Here is a 16,551-nt window from a genome sequence, read left to right as displayed (position 1 = left end):
CGCCAAAATCGGTGGTCCAGTTACCGATTTTTTTGAGGGGGAGGCGGGAGAGGTGGGAATAATTTAGTTTGGCGAGTCGTAAGCTGTACTATTTCCATTTCACCAAGATCTTCTTGAGGCGATTAATTCCGTTGAGACATGCAAATGACTACGCTTGCTCGGAAAACCATTCTTCCAAAATTTGTTAAGACTAATTTGGCTGAAGAAGGAGATTCTTTTGCGACACAGATCAATATAAAACTTGCCTGCAACAGTTGCGCCAGTTATTTCGTCCGACCACAAATGACCCCGGGAGAAAGCAATCGTCGGGATGGGGCTTTTAGGTGGGCGCCGATAGAATTCCATCAATACCCTGTCATTCTTTGCGGCGACGGCACCCCATGGGCGGAAGCCAATCTTTGGATACTTGCTTGCTTGGAAGACCAGGTAAATCCCAACATCTTGAGTTTTCATAGTACGTCAGAGGATCTGACCGCCTACGCAAGATATATCGAAGAGTACAACATTGATTGGCTCAATTTCCCTTCCCAAAAGCTGGCACGCCCTACTTACCGATTCAATGGGCACCTGAAGCATTTGATTCAGAATCAAGAGATTGCTGCAAGCACCGCCAAGCGTCGAATGGGAGTGGTAATCCGTTTCTATGGATGGCTTATTTCAGAAAATGTATTTGTGCCCGAGTACCCCGCGTGGAAAGATGGTGATCGCTTTGTAAATTTTGCCGGACATCACGGCGAAAGAGTCGTTGGAAAAGTAAAGACGACCGACGTTTCGATCCGTGCTCAGAAACAGGACAATCCGTACGATGATTGCATCAATGACGACGGGAAATTGCGGCCAATGCCCCAGAACGAACAAGAATGGTTGATGGATGCATTGATCTCTCTAGGTAACACGGAGATGACACTGATCCATCTCTTTGGGTTAGTGACTGGCGCGCGAATTCAGACAATTTTGACGTTTCGGGTACGAGACGTGCTGCGAGAAAATGGCGAGAGTCTTCAAAATTTCCTACGTTACCCTGTCGGACCTGGAACCGGGATTGACACAAAGTACAACAAGCAATTAGTACTGCACATTCCAGTCTGGTTCTACGAAATGCTTCGCACTTATGCTTTGAGTGAACGTGCAAAAAAGAGACGATTAAGGGCCATCGGCGGTGATACCGAGAATCAATACGTGTTTTTAAGTATCCGTGGGGCGCCTCTATATGTAGCAAAGTCAGATCGGACGCATGCAGAAGCAACAGCGCTTCGGCACAGTAAAGTCGGTCAAGGGGTACGTCAATACATCACCGACTACATTATTCCGTTCATCCGAAGAAAGTATCACCCACGTTTTCACTATAAATTCCACGACACGCGGGCAACTTTTGGCATGAATCTTGTTGACGACAGATTAAAACTAGTGGAGGAAAAAAAGGCCACTCTGAAGGAAGTAATGGATTTCGTACAGGCTCGAATGGGACACAATTCAGTGGTTACGACCGAGTTGTACTTGAGCTTTCGTAGTCGCTTGAGAATGGTGCACGCAGTACAGGATGGGTGGGAGGAAAAACTTGAGCGCATGGCGCGTCGCGCGATGGAACGAACTGATGACTGAATTTGTTGACCGTAAGGTTGCGTACTATGATCTCCCTCTCACCGGGGATATCGCGATGCTATCTATTGAAAAGGTAGTGTTAGTTTATGAAAAAGGCTATTCCATAGACTTCGGTTCGCTATGTTACCTCCGGCGTTCGGACCAACGAAGAAAACCCGGGCATGGGTGCCCGGTGGATCTTTCTTCTTTCGATGAAACACGATGCCATCAAGTCAGAGTGTTGATTGAATGCGTTTCTGAAAGGCAGAAATACAGCGGGAATCGACCGATAACGCTCCACGGTTGCGATCGTACGTTTACTCGTTTTATTGATTGGTGTGATTTGCATCACTGTAGCGATTGCCTCGCGAATGAAATGCAGGCTCGTGCTGCATTTGGTAGTTATGTGGATGATTTGAGGCGATTGGTCGATCAAAACCAACTCAGTATAAATTCGGCAGTAGATTATCAAGACTTTTCACAAAAAGGACTGGAAAGCTATTTTAATGTGGAAAATTTGGGGCAAGGCATAAACTTGTTGGTGGGCAGCAATCGGGCAAATAACCCTACTCCTGTACCCGACGATGATTCTCAAGAAAAACTTTTGGCGTGGTGCAAATGCTTGTTAGAAGGTTTCTGCCAACTTGTTGTTGATCAAAAATATTACCCCTTTGCGTTGACCGTTCCAGGCTACATGAATTGGCCGGACAATCGACTGTGGATATTTCCAACGAAAAATTGGTATGAAACACCTGATACCAAGCGTAAGGCCAAATTTAGGGCGTATGACTTTCAAAATGGGGTTGTTCGTACCGGCGAAGAAATTGAGCATCGGTACGGAAAATCTGACTCACATAGCGGTAATTTATTAGCGGTGAAGAAAGCAAAAAGATTGATAGCTAGATCCAATCAAGATTTCTACAGTGCAGACAGAATTGAGCGGGGAATTCTGGCCATGAATGCTTTCTTGATTCTCTTCATCGCTTGCACCGCTTGCAACTCCACACCGGCCGTCGAGACTCCCTGGAGCGAAGAGTTAGAGGAAGTAATATTGAATCCATCGGTGGAGCGTCAGCATTTCCGCATGATCAAATACAGGGCCAACAATCTTCTGGTGACTTTTGAAATCGGCGTCCAATACATGCCGTATTTGCGCCGCTTTCTACAACTACGAAACTATCTTCTCATGGGCAAGCGGAGTAACTATCTTTTCTTTAGTTACGGCCCAAATCTCCGTGCATTGAAAACTGGCCCAGTGCCGGCAGCATCGTGGACTATACAACGGATATTAGGCAAGCTTAAACGCATGATTCCAGCTCTGCGGACGGTCACTCCAAAGGAATGGCGTGCAGCAAAGCAAAATTACGTCATTCGCAACTACGACCCTGCTACGGCGGCACGCATCATGCAGCACTCTCAAGAGACCGCCCTCAGGAAATATAGCAATGGGTCAGAGGTCAGCCAGCAAATAGAGCTAAGTTCTTTCTTTAGCCAGGTGGAAAAAGTAGTGCTCAAACGAGGAGAGGAGATTCCGGGGAGTGAGACAAATTCGGTAGGAGTATGTATATCCCCAAATAATCCGAAGTCTATTGGGGATTATCCTCCGGTGATTCCTTCATGCCAGGGGGCAGAAGGTTGTTTATTCTGCGATCAATGTCGTGTCCACGCCGATGACACTGATACACGTAAGCTCTTGAGTGCTCGATACTGCATCAGGAAAATATCTCACCTTGCAAGCAGCATAGAGCATTTTGACTTGCTATTTGGTGGGGTTTTACAGCGGATTGATTTCATCCTAATGGGAGTCAAGCGTCACGATTTAAAGATGGTCGAGCGAATAGAACGTGAGGTGGATATGGACGGAGAGTTGGATGTCTTCTGGTCGAATAAATTGGAGATGTTGATGGAGTTGGAGCTTGTGTGATTAAAACTCAGACGAAAATCAAGCATGTATCCGATGCTGGTACTCCTGACGTATACAACGTATTGGGAGCACGTATCCCGCCCGATAACTTTGTAGTGACGAGAGACAAAGAGGGGCGAGCATTGTCTGTGTACGGTGATTTAAGTTGGAACCGGACTCCGTATGATCCAGATAACCGCACTTGTACCTTTCATTTTAATTTCTGGGGCGAGAGTGAAATAACTTCCAAGCGTGATCTATTGGCACGTGAAATGCGTTGGTTGATATTTGTGTTGATTTACTTGCGTGCAGGACATGGACTTAGTAATCGAACACTCCAGGCGTATGTAACGGCATTGGCTTGGATGGCGCGATTTTGTGAGTCGCGTTCTAAAAAAATGCAGGATGTATTGTCTAACCCACTCCTCCTTATCGAAGGTTTGGAGGGGACAGGGATGATGCGGACTGTGAAACTAGCTTCTCTTCTTGGAATTCTACAAAACCTTGGTCCCGATGTGGTTGGGTACGATGTTGTGAACAAAAAAACAGTGCTAGATCTGCAAAAAATTGCTCGCGACTGGGTTGAGAGTAAAAAACAACATCCGCCAATTCCAACCCGTCTGTATTCATCTATTCTCTCGACGCTTTCACGGGAGCTGGATCGGTTTGAACATGTCGCGGGGCGCGTTCTTGATCTCTTACAGGAATGCGCGAGGGACACGTTGTTGGGGCGAGCACGTAAGACACAAAGAATCAGGAGAGCGCAATTGAGACTGGGGAAGGTCGCGAAACGCCCATCATTTCAAGACTTGCTGACGCAATACGATCTAGAGAACTATTGGGTAGAAATGGATTACGCGAAAGCCCTGAGCGGTTTGGAAATTGCTTTGAGCAGCACGATGTCTACCATCGCTTTGCAAATCCAGGCATTCACCGGTATGAGGTTGAGTGAAGTAAATTCGCTTCCTCTCCACTGTCTGGATGAAGTGAGACGAGATGAGGATGACAGTATTCACTATATTGTTAGAGGTCGTGTCACCAAGTATACCCACGGGAAAATAAAGCGTGCGCAGTGGGTTACCAGTGAGAGTGGGCGTGCGGCTATTAGACTTGGGCAGCGTATCTCCAAAGCGATCTATGCAGCGCGCGGTGAAACGTGTGAGGGTAGTGACGTCAATATCAATTCTTTTAACCTTTTTCCTTCCAAAGAACGGAAAAGAAGAGCGCCTCAGCTTCTACCTTTGTGCCGTTTTCCTGCTCTGCGGGCACGGTTGCAGCCAATCATTCAGGAACAAGACTTACTCGAATTGGAGAACATCGATCCGCACCGGGCATGGCGTTCCGAGGAGAGATTTCAGATCGGACGTCCTTGGACGCTAACGAGTCATCAGTTGCGTCGGTCTTTGGCGCTATATGCCCAACGGTCCGGCCTAGTAACACTGCCATCGCTTAAGCGGCAGCTGCAACATATCACCCAGGAAATGGCCGCGTACTATGCTCGTGGGTCTGCTTTCGCGACCAATTTTATCGACGATGGGGAAAATGGGGGGCATTTCGGAAAAGATTGGCAAGATGCCCAACCGGTCAGTCAATTCCTCAGCTACGCTGCGCATGTTCTGATGACCGATGACATACTATTTGGAGTTCACCCGCACTGGATTACGAATCGGCTTCGCGATAATGACGGAATTTTGGTGTTTGATCGTGACGTAACGCTGAAACGATTCCAAAAGGGCGAATTGGCTTATCAAGAGACACTTCTGGGTGGGTGTGTGAAAGTTGGGGAGTGCAACAAAAATCCCATGGACCTTCTAAACGTTGATTGTTTGACGAGTCATTGCAAGAACATGGTAGGCAATAAGAAAAAACTGGAGCGAGTTATTGCGGCTCAAAGACAGCTGGTTAAGAAGTTGAATAGCGTTAATCCGAAATCACCGGAATATCGCCACGAGAAGAAAAATCTTACAATTCTTGAAGCTACTCTTGCAAATATTTCCAATGGCGTTGCGGGTTCTTAATAGCATGATTTCTGAATCGTTGATAGAGTATTTCGAGGCACTGGAACGCCTGAAGAAGGGGCGGCCTTTTGTCGTGGAAAAGGGGGCAAAGATTACAAACGATGCCGTGTCCCTTGAAGCTGGGCGGAAGAAAGGCAGTATCAAGAAATCGAGGGATATATTTCGGGATTTAATTGCTGCCATTGATGCTGCTGCCAGTGAGCAGATAAGCCCGCAGCGGGAGCAGATTGATCTGCTAAGTAAAATTAAGAAAAATTCAGAAACTCTACGTGAACAATTGGATGCGGCCCTTGCACGGGAGATCTCCCTCTTAGCCGAGCTATACGAAACGAAAAAGAGATTAGCCCAGTTGAATGGTGAGAACGTCTTACCGATCCGAAAACCAAAGGCGTGAAACTGGCCGTCACGATATTCAAACAAAGCTTCTCCACCCCACCCACCGAAATTGGATGCCTTTTATATTAAAACGCCAATCGTTTTACTTGATTGACGTCCATTTTTGTCGAACTTGCTTATCTACTCAATTACTTCACTACTTGTTTGTACGTCCATGCTGCGCCCCAGGACCACCCAGAAAATGCACAAGGACAGCAAGCCGGCGACGGCGTAGACCGAGACGTCGAGATAGTTGCCGCCGATTTTTAATGGGATCAGCGGCGCATCGCTGGTGCAGATCATGTCGGCGGCATACATGCCGGTGTAGTGCATGCTGCACACTGCCAGCGCCATCACTAGCGCCGCGACCACTCTATGCAGCAGCCGGGTCAGATTGAAGGCCAGCCACAGCGCCGCAGAGGCGGCGGCAATCGCGATGACGATCGAGATTACGACAGTGGTCGGATTGAGTGACATGGTGGCGCGCAGATTCATCGCATACATGCCCATGTAGTGCATCACGCACACCCCCAGTCCAGCCAGCAGGCTGCCAGCCAGCCAGCCGGATACCTTGAATTTGCCGTGACCGCCGGCCAGGTACAGCGCAATGCCGGAAATCAGGATCGCAGCCAGCAACGATGCTGCGGTCAGCACCGCATCGTAGGCAATCGGCACCGTCAGGCGATATGCTTGCATGGCCAGGAAATGCATCGACCAGATGCCGATGCCGCCGAGCGAGGCTGCGGCGCAGATGGTCATGCGCAGGTCCAGCGTGCCGTCCGTGCGAAACATGGATTTGGCGCATTGCAGAGCCAGTAACGCGCCCCAGAATGAAATCATGTACGACAACAAAACCAGAGCGGCGTCGTATCTTGGCGTTAACAAATGGCCTAGCAATGGATCCATGGCTTTCTCCCTGTTGTATGAACGTGAGAGGCAAAGGCAGTGCACTCTTCGTTATTGTTTTTTTGCAGCGATATTGTTACTTGAATCAGGTCAGCTAAGTTACGCAATTGAGTACGCTAATGAGTTACACCACGGCGCATATCGATCTCGGCGATAAATATTTCTATGTAGAAATAATATATGGCTAAAATTTCTATGCAGCAATATATTTCCAGAAATATTTTGTAAATCCAAGTTGCGGGCCAAAAGGCCTGTGGGCAGGAGTAGACGGTCGCGTCACCGGCGGTTGCCCGGGCAAGGCGGGCAAAGGTGGCAGCTGCGACAAATGTACGACTAGGTGCGCGAGTATAGGTACAATGTGCGGTTCATTCATCCAATTGACTGCGTGTTGTCGTTGTAGTGCTCCGCAGATCTTTCTTTTTCTGGTTTTATCCAAATTATGGCTGTCATCTCTATCACCAATGCGCAACTCGCATTTGGTCACGTCGCGCTGCTGGATCGCGCTGAATTTTCCCTGGAAGCGGGGGAGCGGGTCGGCCTGATCGGTCGTAACGGCACCGGCAAATCGTCGCTGCTGAAAACCATCGCCGGCGTGTCCAAGCTGGACGACGGCTTGATGGTGATGCAGCAAGGGATCAAGATCGCTTACGTTGATCAGGAGCCGCATTTCGAATCAGAGATGTCGGTCTTTGACGCAGTGGCGTCCGGCATGGGCGAGATGCAGGCCCTGCTGAACGAATACGATGCGCTGACTGGTCAGTTTGGCGGCGACAACGACGACGCCATCATGGAGCGCATGCACGAGATACAGAGCAAGCTCGACGCGGCTGACGCCTGGAGCCTGACCAACAAGGTTGAGACCACGCTGGATCGCTTGAACCTGGATAAAAACCTGTTGATGGGACAACTCTCGGGCGGTATGCAAAAGCGCGTCGCGCTGGCTTGCGCGCTGGTGAGCGCGCCCGATGTCCTGTTGCTTGATGAACCGACCAACCATCTGGATTTCAGTTCGATCATGTGGCTTGAGGGTTTGCTGCGCGACTACAAGGGTAGTGTGCTGTTCATTACCCATGATCGCAGTTTCCTGGATAACGTCGCCACCCGCATCATCGAACTGGATCGCGGCCGGATTCTGTCCTTCCCGGGTAATTTCACGGCATACCAGGTGCGCAAGGCTGAGCAGCTGGAAATCGAAGAAGTCGAAAATGCCAAGTTCGACAAGTTCCTGGCGCAGGAAGAAGTCTGGATCCGCAAGGGCGTGCAAGCGCGCCGCACCCGCGACGAGGGCCGTGTCAGGCGCCTGGAAGCGTTGCGCCTGGCGCGTAGCGCACGCCGCGATCAACAAGGCCAGGTTAAGCTGGATGTATCGTCGGGCGAACGTTCCGGCAAGATCGTGGCCGAGCTGACCGATGTCAACAAGGCTTATGGCAGCAAGGTCATCGTGCGTGACTTCACCGCCACCATCATGCGCGGTGACAAGGTTGGCCTGATCGGCCAGAACGGCGCCGGCAAGACTACGCTGTTGAAACTGATCCTGGGCGAAGACCAGCCGGACAGCGGCACGGTCAAGCAGGGCACCAAATTGCAGATCGCGTATTTCGACCAGATGCGGGCGCAGTTGAACGAGGACGCAAGCCTGGCCGACACCATCGCGCCGGGTAGCGACTGGGTTGAAATCAACGGCCAGCGCAAACACGTGATGACTTATCTGAACGATTTCCTGTTCGCTCCGGAGCGCGCGCGCTCGCCCGTCAAATCGCTGTCCGGCGGCGAACGCAACCGTCTGCTGCTGGCGCGCTTGTTCGCCAAGCCGGCCAACGTGCTGGTGCTGGATGAGCCGACCAACGATCTGGATATCGATACCCTGGAACTGCTGGAAGAATTACTCGAAGACTATAGCGGCACCGTATTCCTGGTCAGCCATGATCGTACCTTCCTCGACAATGTGGTGACGCAGGTAATCGCCGCTGAAGGCGACGGCATGTGGCGCGAATACGTGGGCGGCTACACCGACTGGGAACGGGTGCGTCCGACGCAATCGGCAGTGATCGCCAAAGCCAAGGCAGAAGCGAAAGCCGAGCCGGTGCAAGCTGCTGTCAAGCAGAAAAAACTCAGCTATAAAGAGCAGCGTGAGCTGGAAGAATTGCCGCTGCTGATTGCCAAACTGGAAGCTGAACAGAAAACCATTTCCAGCCAGCTGGCCGATCCCGATTTGTACAAGCAGAAACCGGATGAAGTGAAGCGCCTGAACGACCGCTTCGCTGAAATCGACGGCTTGCTGCTGGAGAGCCTGGAGAAATGGGAAGTGATCGAGGCGCGCAGTAAGGCGTAACACGGCAAAATCTTGTTGCGGGCGGAATGCTGCGGCTTCATTTAATATTTAGCTATTCTTCATTTAAGGACATAGTTAAGCAATGAGTGAAACAGCAGCTTTCCCAGTCATCCAGACCGAACGCCTGGTTCTACGCGAAATAATCGCGCGCGATGCCGGGCAGATTCTTGCCATGCATGGCGATCCAGAACTGATGCGCTGGTTTGGCACCGATCCGTTAACAGACCTGGCGGAGGCACAAGGTTTGATCAAGCGGTTTGCCAGCTGGCGGCTGGATGAAAATCCGGGAGCGCGCTGGGGAATTCAGGTCAAAGAGCAGCCAGGGTTACTGGGCACATGCGGCTTGTTCAGGTGGGATAGAAACTGGCGCAAATGCATGATTGGTTATGAACTTGCATCGCATGCTCAGAAGCAGGGTTTCATGCGGGAGACGCTGACAGCCGTCATGACCTGGGGTTTTGCGCAGATGGCCTTGAATCGTATCGAGGCCATGGTCCATCCGGATAACCTGGGGTCTCTCAAATTGCTGCGTCAACTCGGTTTCGTCGACGAGGGGCGTTTGCGCCAGGTTGGTTACTGGGGGCGGACAGTACCACGACATGTTGCAGCTCTCGTTGCTGCGTAGCGAGTGGCCAGCCGCTAGTACTGATTAATTCAAATCCGATTAATTCGAACCCGATTAATTCGAACCCGATTAATTCAAACGCCGGCAGGCCTCACGCAACTCTGCAATTTGCTGCAGCAAGACTGCAGCATCCGAAGCCTGCGGCCGTTGCGCCAGATAATTTTCCAAATCTTCCAAGGCCGCTTGCGGGCAATCCAGCTGCGCGAACGCCAGTCCGCGATCGCGCCGTTCCACGGCGTCGCCCGGCAACAGGATCAACAGCCGTTGTTGTACTTCCAGCAGCCGTTGCCAGTGATTGCCTTGCTGGTAGATGGCTTTCAGATTGCGCAACATGCGAACCAGGATGTCGTGCGGGTGGGCGATTTGCAGGTAACTGATCAGCGATAGCCGGCTGGCGGCTTTTTCCTCGTCGGTATTTGTCGGCAGATAAGGTTCCAGCCGCTCTTCCAGTTCTTCGCGTGAGAGGCTGGCGCCGTTGGCCGGATCGATCATGATGTCGCCGGACGGCACAGTGAGTTTCATCAGAAAATGGCCGGGGAAGGACACCCCTTTTACCGGCAAGCCGACCTGTTGCGCCAGTTCCATGTAGATCAGCGCCAGTGAAATCGGAATACCGCGCCGTTTAGCGATCACCCGCTGCAGATAGCTGTTGTCGGTGTCGTAATAATGATTGACGTTGATCGCGAATCCTAGCTCCTGGTAGAAGAAGTGATTCAGCTGGCGTAATTTCTGGATCGCCGAAGAGTCCGAAGGCAGGCGCTGGCGCAAGGTATTGGCCAGCCGGTCCAGCTCGTTCTGGGGCACGTCGAAATCCAGCTGGGGATAGACGTCCTGCGCGATCGCCAGTGCTGCCTCGAACAAAGGAACATCGTTGGCTTGTTGCACCAGCGAGGTAAAGTAGTCTAGTGATGTGATCGTCATGACTCTATCCTAGCAAACTATTTTCTCCTGCGCGATTGGCTTAGCGTGCGATACGTTTGAAATCGCGGAAACGGAACCCCATCGCCAGTAATGCTCCAAAGTAAGTAGCACCACAGGCCGCCATCACTACGCACAAGGCCGCGATGCGCGCCAGAGAGCTGGTATGCGGGCCGGTCCAGTCGAATTGCTGGCTGCTCCACAATGCCACCGCCGCCATCAGGAACAGGGCGCCGAGCAGGCGCATGAAATAGCGAATCCAGCCTGCTTCCGGCTTGTAGATGCCGCGCCGCATCAGGCTCCACAGCAAGAAGCCAGCGTTCAGGCAAGCGCCGACGCTGATCGATAGCGCCAGGCCGGCCACCGCAAAAACCGGTACAAAGAGGTAATTCATCAATTGGGTGGCGATCAGCACGCCGATCGCAATCTTGACCGGTGTCCTGATATCTTGCTTGGCATAAAAGCCCGGCGCCAGGATCTTCACCACGATCAGACCGATCAAGCCTACGCCGTAGGCAATCAAGACCTGGCTGGTGACCGCGACCGAGGCGGCATCGAATTTTCCGTGCTGGAACAAGGTCGCCGTCAACGGCACCGACAAGGTTGCCAGGCCGACTGCGGACGGCAGTGCCAGCAAAAAGGTGAGGCGCAAACCCCAGTCCAGCAGCGATGAGTACTCGCCGTGATCTTTATCCGCGTTGGCTTTGGACAAGCTAGGCAACAAAATGGTGCCGAGGGCGACGCCCAGTAATGCCGTCGGGAATTCCATCAGGCGATCGCCGTAGGTCAATAAAGACACGCTGCCGTGCCCTAGCCGTGAGGCGATATTGGTGTTGATGAGCAGGCTGAGTTGAGCGGCAGACACTGCAAATACCGCCGGCCCCATTTTTTTCAGCACCCGTTGCACGCCCTGGTCGCGCATGCCGATCATGGGATTGAGCGCAAGCCGTGGCAGCATGCCGATCTTGATCAGCGCCGGCACCTGGAGCGCCACCTGCAGCACGCCGCCGACCAGCACTGCAAACGCCATCGCATAAATAGGGTGTTGCAGATAGGGGGCAACGAATAGCGAAGCGACAATAAAGGCCAGGTTCAGCAGCACTGAGGTGAAGGCGGGAATCTTGAATTCCTGCCAGGTATTTAAAATGCCGCCAGCCAGGGCCACAAAAGACATGAAGCCGATGTAGGGAAACATGATTCTGGTCATGAACACCGAGGCGTCGAATATTTCTTTGTTGTCTTTGAGGCCGGTGGCGATGAAATACACCAGCACCGGCGTGGCCAGAATGCCGATGATGCAGGTAAACAGCATGGCCCAGGTCAGCACAGTGGCGACGTGATCGACCAGTTGTTTGGTCGCAGCTTCGCCTTTCTGGTTCTTGTATTCGCCCAGGATCGGCACAAAGGCTTGCGAAAAAGCGCCTTCGGCAAACAACCGGCGCAACAGATTGGGAATACGGAAAGCGATGGCGAAGGCGTCTGTATAGCCGTCGGCGCCGAAAGCGCGCGCGTACAAGATTTCTCGAATCAGGCCCGTCACACGCGACACCATTGTCATGCCAGAGACGGTGGCAAGCGTTTTATGCAAGTTCATGGAGCGGCATTATAGCTGGAGCAGATCGCCTGCCGCAGCTTTCTCGGAGGGTGAAAAAGCGGAGTTCGTAGCGGATTCGCCAGCCGGATTTTACTTGCTGCCGGCAAACACTGACTGTGATAACGTCCGGGTCGGAATGTTCCCGTGGCGAACATAATATCGGCTTGTCACTCTGGCAAATGTGCTTTCTTGCGACAGAATTGCCTGCGAAGCAAGAGGTGTTTGCCTGTTTTTCAAAAACTGGTTATAATCCGTGGCTTTACAGAATTCTGCGTCGCGGTCTGGTTTGTTTATGCCGCGTAAGCATTCCCGACCTCGTTTTAGGAAATATAAATGGCAAATACCGCACAAGCACGTAAGCGTGCTCGTCAAGCAGTTCAGCAAAACCTGCACAATTCCAGTCAGCGTTCGACCCTGCGCACAGCAATCAAAGCTGCACGTAAGGCAATCACTGGCGGCGACAAAGCTGCAGCAGCCCTGGTTCTGCAAAACTCCGTATCGGTTATCGACCGTATCGCGGACAAGAAAATCATCCACAAGAACAAGGCTGCACGCCATAAGAGCCGTTTGAACGCCGCTCTGAAAGCGCTGGCTGCTTAATTGAGCTTGAGTATTTGACTGGCAGCTCAGCTGCCTGTCGTACTAGCTTGTTAGTGGATTAAGAAAAACCCTGCATGACATATGTTATGCAGGGTTTTTCTGTTTTGTTTTTGCTATCTCGGCGGCAAGTGCTCAAGCTACTGCCGCCGGCGGTGTTTATAATTGTGGCAAACCTTGGATCACAGTGCCGGGTTTGATGTTCTTGTCCTTGAACCAGCTCTTGTTCATCTCCAGCGCATAAGATGCTGCTCCCTGGGCGCAATGGGAATCCAGCGTCTGCGCCTTCATTTCCTCGACATTCAGGATTGTGCCTTTGGCGTCGATGAACGCGACTGACAGCGGAATCAGGGTATTTTTCATCCACATGCAGATGCCTGCCGGTGTATCGAACACAAATACCATGCCTTCGTTGCTGCCCATTTTCTTGCGGAACATGAGGCCTTGCTCGCGTTGCGGCTCCGAGCGCGCAACTTCAGCCTTGATCACGTGGATGCCAATATTCAGGGACGTTACCGGGAGTTGCTGGCTTTCTTGCGCGGCTGCGGGGGCTGTGGCAACAGCGGCGACGACAGCGAAGGTTGCGATGCATGCAGTCGCTGCTGCAAGGTAAGTGGCGCGAATTTTTCTCATGTTGATAAAGCTCCTTTAGGATCGGGAGATTATACAGAGAGCTAAATCGGCGGAGGGGCGTCGGTGCTGGATTTTATTTGTTTCAGGACGTAAAAAAAGGCAGGACGCACCTGCCTTTCTATTGAAGCTGATGCTGGAATTACTTCGCAGCAGGAGCGGCTTCAGCTGCTGGAGCTTCAGCTTTAGCTTTAGCGGCTTTTTTAGCCTTCTTGACTTTGTGAGTTGCCTTCTTAGCGACAGGAGCCGAAGCTTCTGCAGAAGCGGCTGCAGGTGCGGCTGGTGCAGCAGGAGCAGCGTCAGCAGCGAAAACGGAAGAAGCGAACAGGCCAGCAATCAGAACAGCGATCAGTTTTTTCATTTTTAAATCCAGTCAGTTAGCGAGTTAATCAATCGATGATTCACTTGAATCACTGCAATTAACGAGGCTCGGAAAGCGATGGTTGACATCTTTTTTTAAAAAGATCGAAAATCTGCATCAATTTGTATCTGGGCCTACTTCCTGTTACTTTTTTAAGTCTGTCAGATCTGCCGGGTTGATTTCCATTGACTCGCCCGGCCATAACGGATGGCTCTGCAGTGACACCTGGCCAATCGCCACCCGCACCAGCCGCAGGGTCGGCAATCCCACCGCAGCCGTCATGCGCCGCACCTGGCGATTCTTACCCTCGGTCAGGGTCAGCGCCAGCCAGCTGGTGGGCTTGTCCTGGCGCTGGCGTATCGGCGGATCGCGCGGCCACAGCCAGTCTGGCGCCTCGATCTCGCGCGCCTGGCACGGCTGGCTGCGGAAATCGCCGAGATCGACGCCGTTCCGTAAGCGCGCCAGCAACGCCTGGGTTGGCGTGCCTTCCACTTGCGCCATGTAAGTCTTTGGCTGTTTCAGTGCAGGGTGGCTGATATTGTGCTGCAGTTGGCCGTCATCGGTGAGCAGCAATAATCCTTCACTATCGGCATCGAGACGTCCTGCCGGATAGATGTCGGGAATGGTTATATAGTCAGCGAGGGTAGGGCGGCTGGGATGGGCCGAAAACTGGCACATCACTTGAAATGGTTTGTTGAATAAAATCAGGGGCATGCCGCTAGTATAGTGCTTCATGATTGGCTAGGGCGTGTTGACATATGACTTGGGAGTGCGAACGCGCGGCATGCGACGCCTGCAGCCGTTCCCGGAGGGTTCCAACCAAAACGTGCGCTGGCCGCGTTGCATGGCTTGCTGGGGCACCAGCCCCAGCTGCGCCACGCGCCTTGCCACCACACGTTTTGGTTGGAACGCATCTCCCAAATCATATGTCAACACGCCCTAGGCACTCGACCGGTGTCGCAAAAACATAGCGTCTAGTAAAATACTAGTGCATAATATGGAATTCTTGTCTTATGTCTTATATAAGACCAACCGTGTTTCAAATCCAACCGCACTGGTAGTTTTTACCTCCTCAACTCCGGAGATACACTGATGTCCCAACATATCAAAGTGCCTGCTGAAGGCAAAAAAATCACCGTCAACGCCGATTTTTCGATCAACGTTCCTGACAATCCAATCATTCCATACATCGAAGGCGATGGCACCGGTGTGGATATCAACCCGGTCATGATCAAGGTAGTGGACGCCGCTGTCTCCAAGGCTTATGCAGGCAAGCGCAAGATCAGCTGGATGGAAGTGTTTGCCGGTGAAAAATCGACGCAAGTGTATGGTCCTGATGTCTGGTTGCCGGAAGAGACTTTGGCAGCGATCAAGGATTATGTCGTATCGATCAAGGGCCCTTTGACAACGCCGGTCGGCGGTGGCATCCGTTCGCTCAACGTGGCGCTGCGCCAAGAGCTGGATCTGTATGTCTGCTTGCGTCCTGTGCGTTATTTCAAGGGCGTGCCTTCACCGGTGCGTGAGCCGGAAAAGACCGACATGGTGATTTTCCGTGAAAATTCGGAAGACATCTATGCTGGCATCGAGTGGCAAGAGGGCAGCGACGGCGCCAAGAAACTGATCGATTTCCTGATCAAGGAAATGGGCGTCAAGAAGATCCGTTTCCCGAATACTTCCGGTATCGGCGTCAAGCCAGTCTCGCGTGAAGGCACCGAGCGTCTGGTACGCAAGGCGATCCAATACGCGATCGACAACGACAAGCCATCCGTTACCATCGTCCACAAGGGCAACATCATGAAGTTCACCGAAGGTGGCTTCCGTGATTGGGCGTATGCACTGGCGCAAAAAGAATTCGGCGCTGAATTGATCGATGGCGGTCCATGGGCGAAATTCAAGAACCCGAAAACCGGCCGTGAAATCATCGTCAAGGATTCGATCGCTGATGCGTTCTTGCAACAAATCCTGTTGCGTCCGAACGAATACAGCGTAATCGCCACCCTGAACCTGAACGGCGATTACATTTCCGACGCACTGGCAGCACAAGTCGGCGGCATCGGCATCGCTCCAGGCGCCAACCTGTCGGATTCGGTGGCCATGTTTGAGGCGACCCACGGTACTGCACCAAAATATGCCGGCAAGGACTATGTCAACCCGGGTTCGCTGATCCTGTCGGCGGAAATGATGTTGCGCCACATGGGCTGGGTCGAAGCTGCTGACCTGATCATTGAATCGATGCAAAAATCGATCACATCGAAAAAGGTCACCTACGACTTTGCACGCTTGATGGAAGGTGCAACTCAGGTTTCCTGCTCCGGTTTCGGCGAAGTCCTGATCGAAAACATGTAAGTTTTGTTGTTTTTATAAGAAAAAGCCAGAACTTGTTCTGGCTTTTTTTTCGCGCTGTTTTGCTAGATTCTGACCACACGAATAAAAAAACCTCACCGCAGTGAGGTTTTTTACAAAAACCGCTTAATAACGCAAAGCGAAATTAAGGTGCTTGGATGTTAGAAGCTTGCTTGCCTTTAGGGCCTTGCGTGACTTCGAACTGGACTTTTTGACCTTCTTTGAGAGTCTTGAAGCCGTTCATCTGGATTGCGGAAAAGTGTGCAAACAAATCTTCACCGCCGTCATCCGGAGTGATAAAGCCGAAGCCCTTAGAATCGTTGAACCACTTGACTGTACCTGTTGCCATAAAATAGCGTCTTTCAAAT

Annotated in this window: 15 protein-coding genes; 8 read left to right on the top strand and 7 right to left on the bottom strand. The window is 51.8% G+C overall.

All coding sequences use genetic code 11. The features are described from left to right. Positions 1–144 precede the first annotated feature (144 nt). From VNZ60_RS13735 to VNZ60_RS13720, 4 genes are read left to right on the top strand one after another with little or no spacing between them, the layout of a single operon-like run. Entirely contained in the window at positions 145–1,602 is a 1,458-nt protein-coding gene (locus VNZ60_RS13735; protein ID WP_325660009.1) for a site-specific integrase, read from the top strand. After that, positions 1,595–3,505 (top strand): hypothetical protein, encoded by a 1,911-nt coding sequence (locus tag VNZ60_RS13730; protein ID WP_325660007.1) that lies wholly within the window; start codon positions 1,595–1,597, stop codon positions 3,503–3,505. The genes VNZ60_RS13735 and VNZ60_RS13730 overlap by 8 nt, the downstream gene beginning before the upstream one ends. Then, positions 3,502–5,502: a hypothetical protein gene (locus tag VNZ60_RS13725; RefSeq protein ID WP_325660005.1), complete on the top strand. Its 2,001-nt coding sequence runs from the start codon at positions 3,502–3,504 to the stop codon at positions 5,500–5,502. Before VNZ60_RS13730 ends, VNZ60_RS13725 begins: the two co-directional genes overlap by 4 nt. Continuing rightward, on the top strand, positions 5,468–5,896 hold the full coding sequence (locus VNZ60_RS13720; protein WP_325660003.1) for a hypothetical protein: 429 nt from the start codon (positions 5,468–5,470) through the stop codon (positions 5,894–5,896). The genes VNZ60_RS13725 and VNZ60_RS13720 overlap by 35 nt, the downstream gene beginning before the upstream one ends. A 122-nt stretch (positions 5,897–6,018) precedes the next feature. On the opposite strand, the gene VNZ60_RS13715 is transcribed toward VNZ60_RS13720, so the two are convergent. Next, positions 6,019–6,783 carry an MHYT domain-containing protein gene (locus VNZ60_RS13715; RefSeq protein ID WP_325660002.1) on the bottom strand — a complete coding sequence of 255 codons (765 nt, stop codon included), beginning with the start codon at positions 6,781–6,783 and terminating at the stop codon, positions 6,019–6,021. 439 nt (positions 6,784–7,222) lie between these two features. On the opposite strand from VNZ60_RS13715, the gene VNZ60_RS13710 reads away from it, so the two are divergent. Both VNZ60_RS13710 and VNZ60_RS13705 read left to right on the top strand, forming a co-directional pair. Next, positions 7,223–9,115 (top strand): ATP-binding cassette domain-containing protein, encoded by a 1,893-nt coding sequence (locus VNZ60_RS13710; protein ID WP_325660000.1) that lies wholly within the window; start codon positions 7,223–7,225, stop codon positions 9,113–9,115. 82 nt (positions 9,116–9,197) lie between these two features. Then, a complete protein-coding gene (locus tag VNZ60_RS13705) occupies positions 9,198–9,740 on the top strand; it encodes a GNAT family N-acetyltransferase (RefSeq protein WP_325659998.1) in 543 nt (180 codons plus the stop codon). A gap of 69 nt (positions 9,741–9,809) precedes the next feature. Here VNZ60_RS13705 and VNZ60_RS13700 read toward each other — a convergent pair whose 3' ends face one another. Both VNZ60_RS13700 and murJ read right to left on the bottom strand, forming a co-directional pair. Further along, positions 9,810–10,661, bottom strand: coding sequence for a SirB1 family protein (locus tag VNZ60_RS13700; RefSeq protein ID WP_325659996.1), 852 nt, complete (start codon positions 10,659–10,661; stop codon positions 9,810–9,812). A 40-nt stretch (positions 10,662–10,701) separates the two neighbouring features. Then, a complete protein-coding gene (gene murJ / locus VNZ60_RS13695; protein ID WP_325659994.1) occupies positions 10,702–12,252 on the bottom strand; it encodes a murein biosynthesis integral membrane protein MurJ in 1,551 nt (516 codons plus the stop codon). A gap of 333 nt (positions 12,253–12,585) precedes the next feature. Between murJ and rpsT the strand changes: the two genes are divergently transcribed. Then, entirely contained in the window at positions 12,586–12,852 is a 267-nt protein-coding gene (gene rpsT / locus VNZ60_RS13690; RefSeq protein ID WP_211466967.1) for a 30S ribosomal protein S20, read from the top strand. A gap of 156 nt (positions 12,853–13,008) precedes the next feature. Here rpsT and VNZ60_RS13685 read toward each other — a convergent pair whose 3' ends face one another. The 3 genes from VNZ60_RS13685 to VNZ60_RS13675 form a co-directional block, all read right to left on the bottom strand. Continuing rightward, entirely contained in the window at positions 13,009–13,482 is a 474-nt protein-coding gene (locus tag VNZ60_RS13685) for a DUF192 domain-containing protein (protein WP_325659991.1), read from the bottom strand. A 139-nt stretch (positions 13,483–13,621) separates the two neighbouring features. Beyond that, positions 13,622–13,840 (bottom strand): hypothetical protein, encoded by a 219-nt coding sequence (locus VNZ60_RS13680; RefSeq protein ID WP_325659990.1) that lies wholly within the window; start codon positions 13,838–13,840, stop codon positions 13,622–13,624. Positions 13,841–13,984: 144 nt separating this feature from the next. Beyond that, positions 13,985–14,554, bottom strand: a complete 570-nt coding sequence (locus VNZ60_RS13675) for a pseudouridine synthase (protein WP_325660120.1) — start codon at positions 14,552–14,554, stop codon at positions 13,985–13,987. Positions 14,555–14,932: 378 nt separating this feature from the next. Between VNZ60_RS13675 and icd the strand changes: the two genes are divergently transcribed. After that, complete coding sequence (icd, locus tag VNZ60_RS13670; RefSeq protein ID WP_325659988.1) at positions 14,933–16,186, top strand: NADP-dependent isocitrate dehydrogenase; 1,254 nt, start codon at positions 14,933–14,935, stop codon at positions 16,184–16,186. 142 nt (positions 16,187–16,328) lie between these two features. Here icd and cspE read toward each other — a convergent pair whose 3' ends face one another. After that, on the bottom strand, positions 16,329–16,532 hold the full coding sequence (cspE, locus tag VNZ60_RS13665) for a transcription antiterminator/RNA stability regulator CspE (protein WP_009665919.1): 204 nt from the start codon (positions 16,530–16,532) through the stop codon (positions 16,329–16,331). Positions 16,533–16,551 lie beyond the last annotated feature (19 nt).

The sequence above is a fragment of the Collimonas sp. genome, from assembly GCF_035566375.1.
Classification (GTDB): domain Bacteria; phylum Pseudomonadota; class Gammaproteobacteria; order Burkholderiales; family Burkholderiaceae_D; genus Collimonas.
This window is presented reverse-complemented; position numbering and strand designations above follow the sequence as displayed.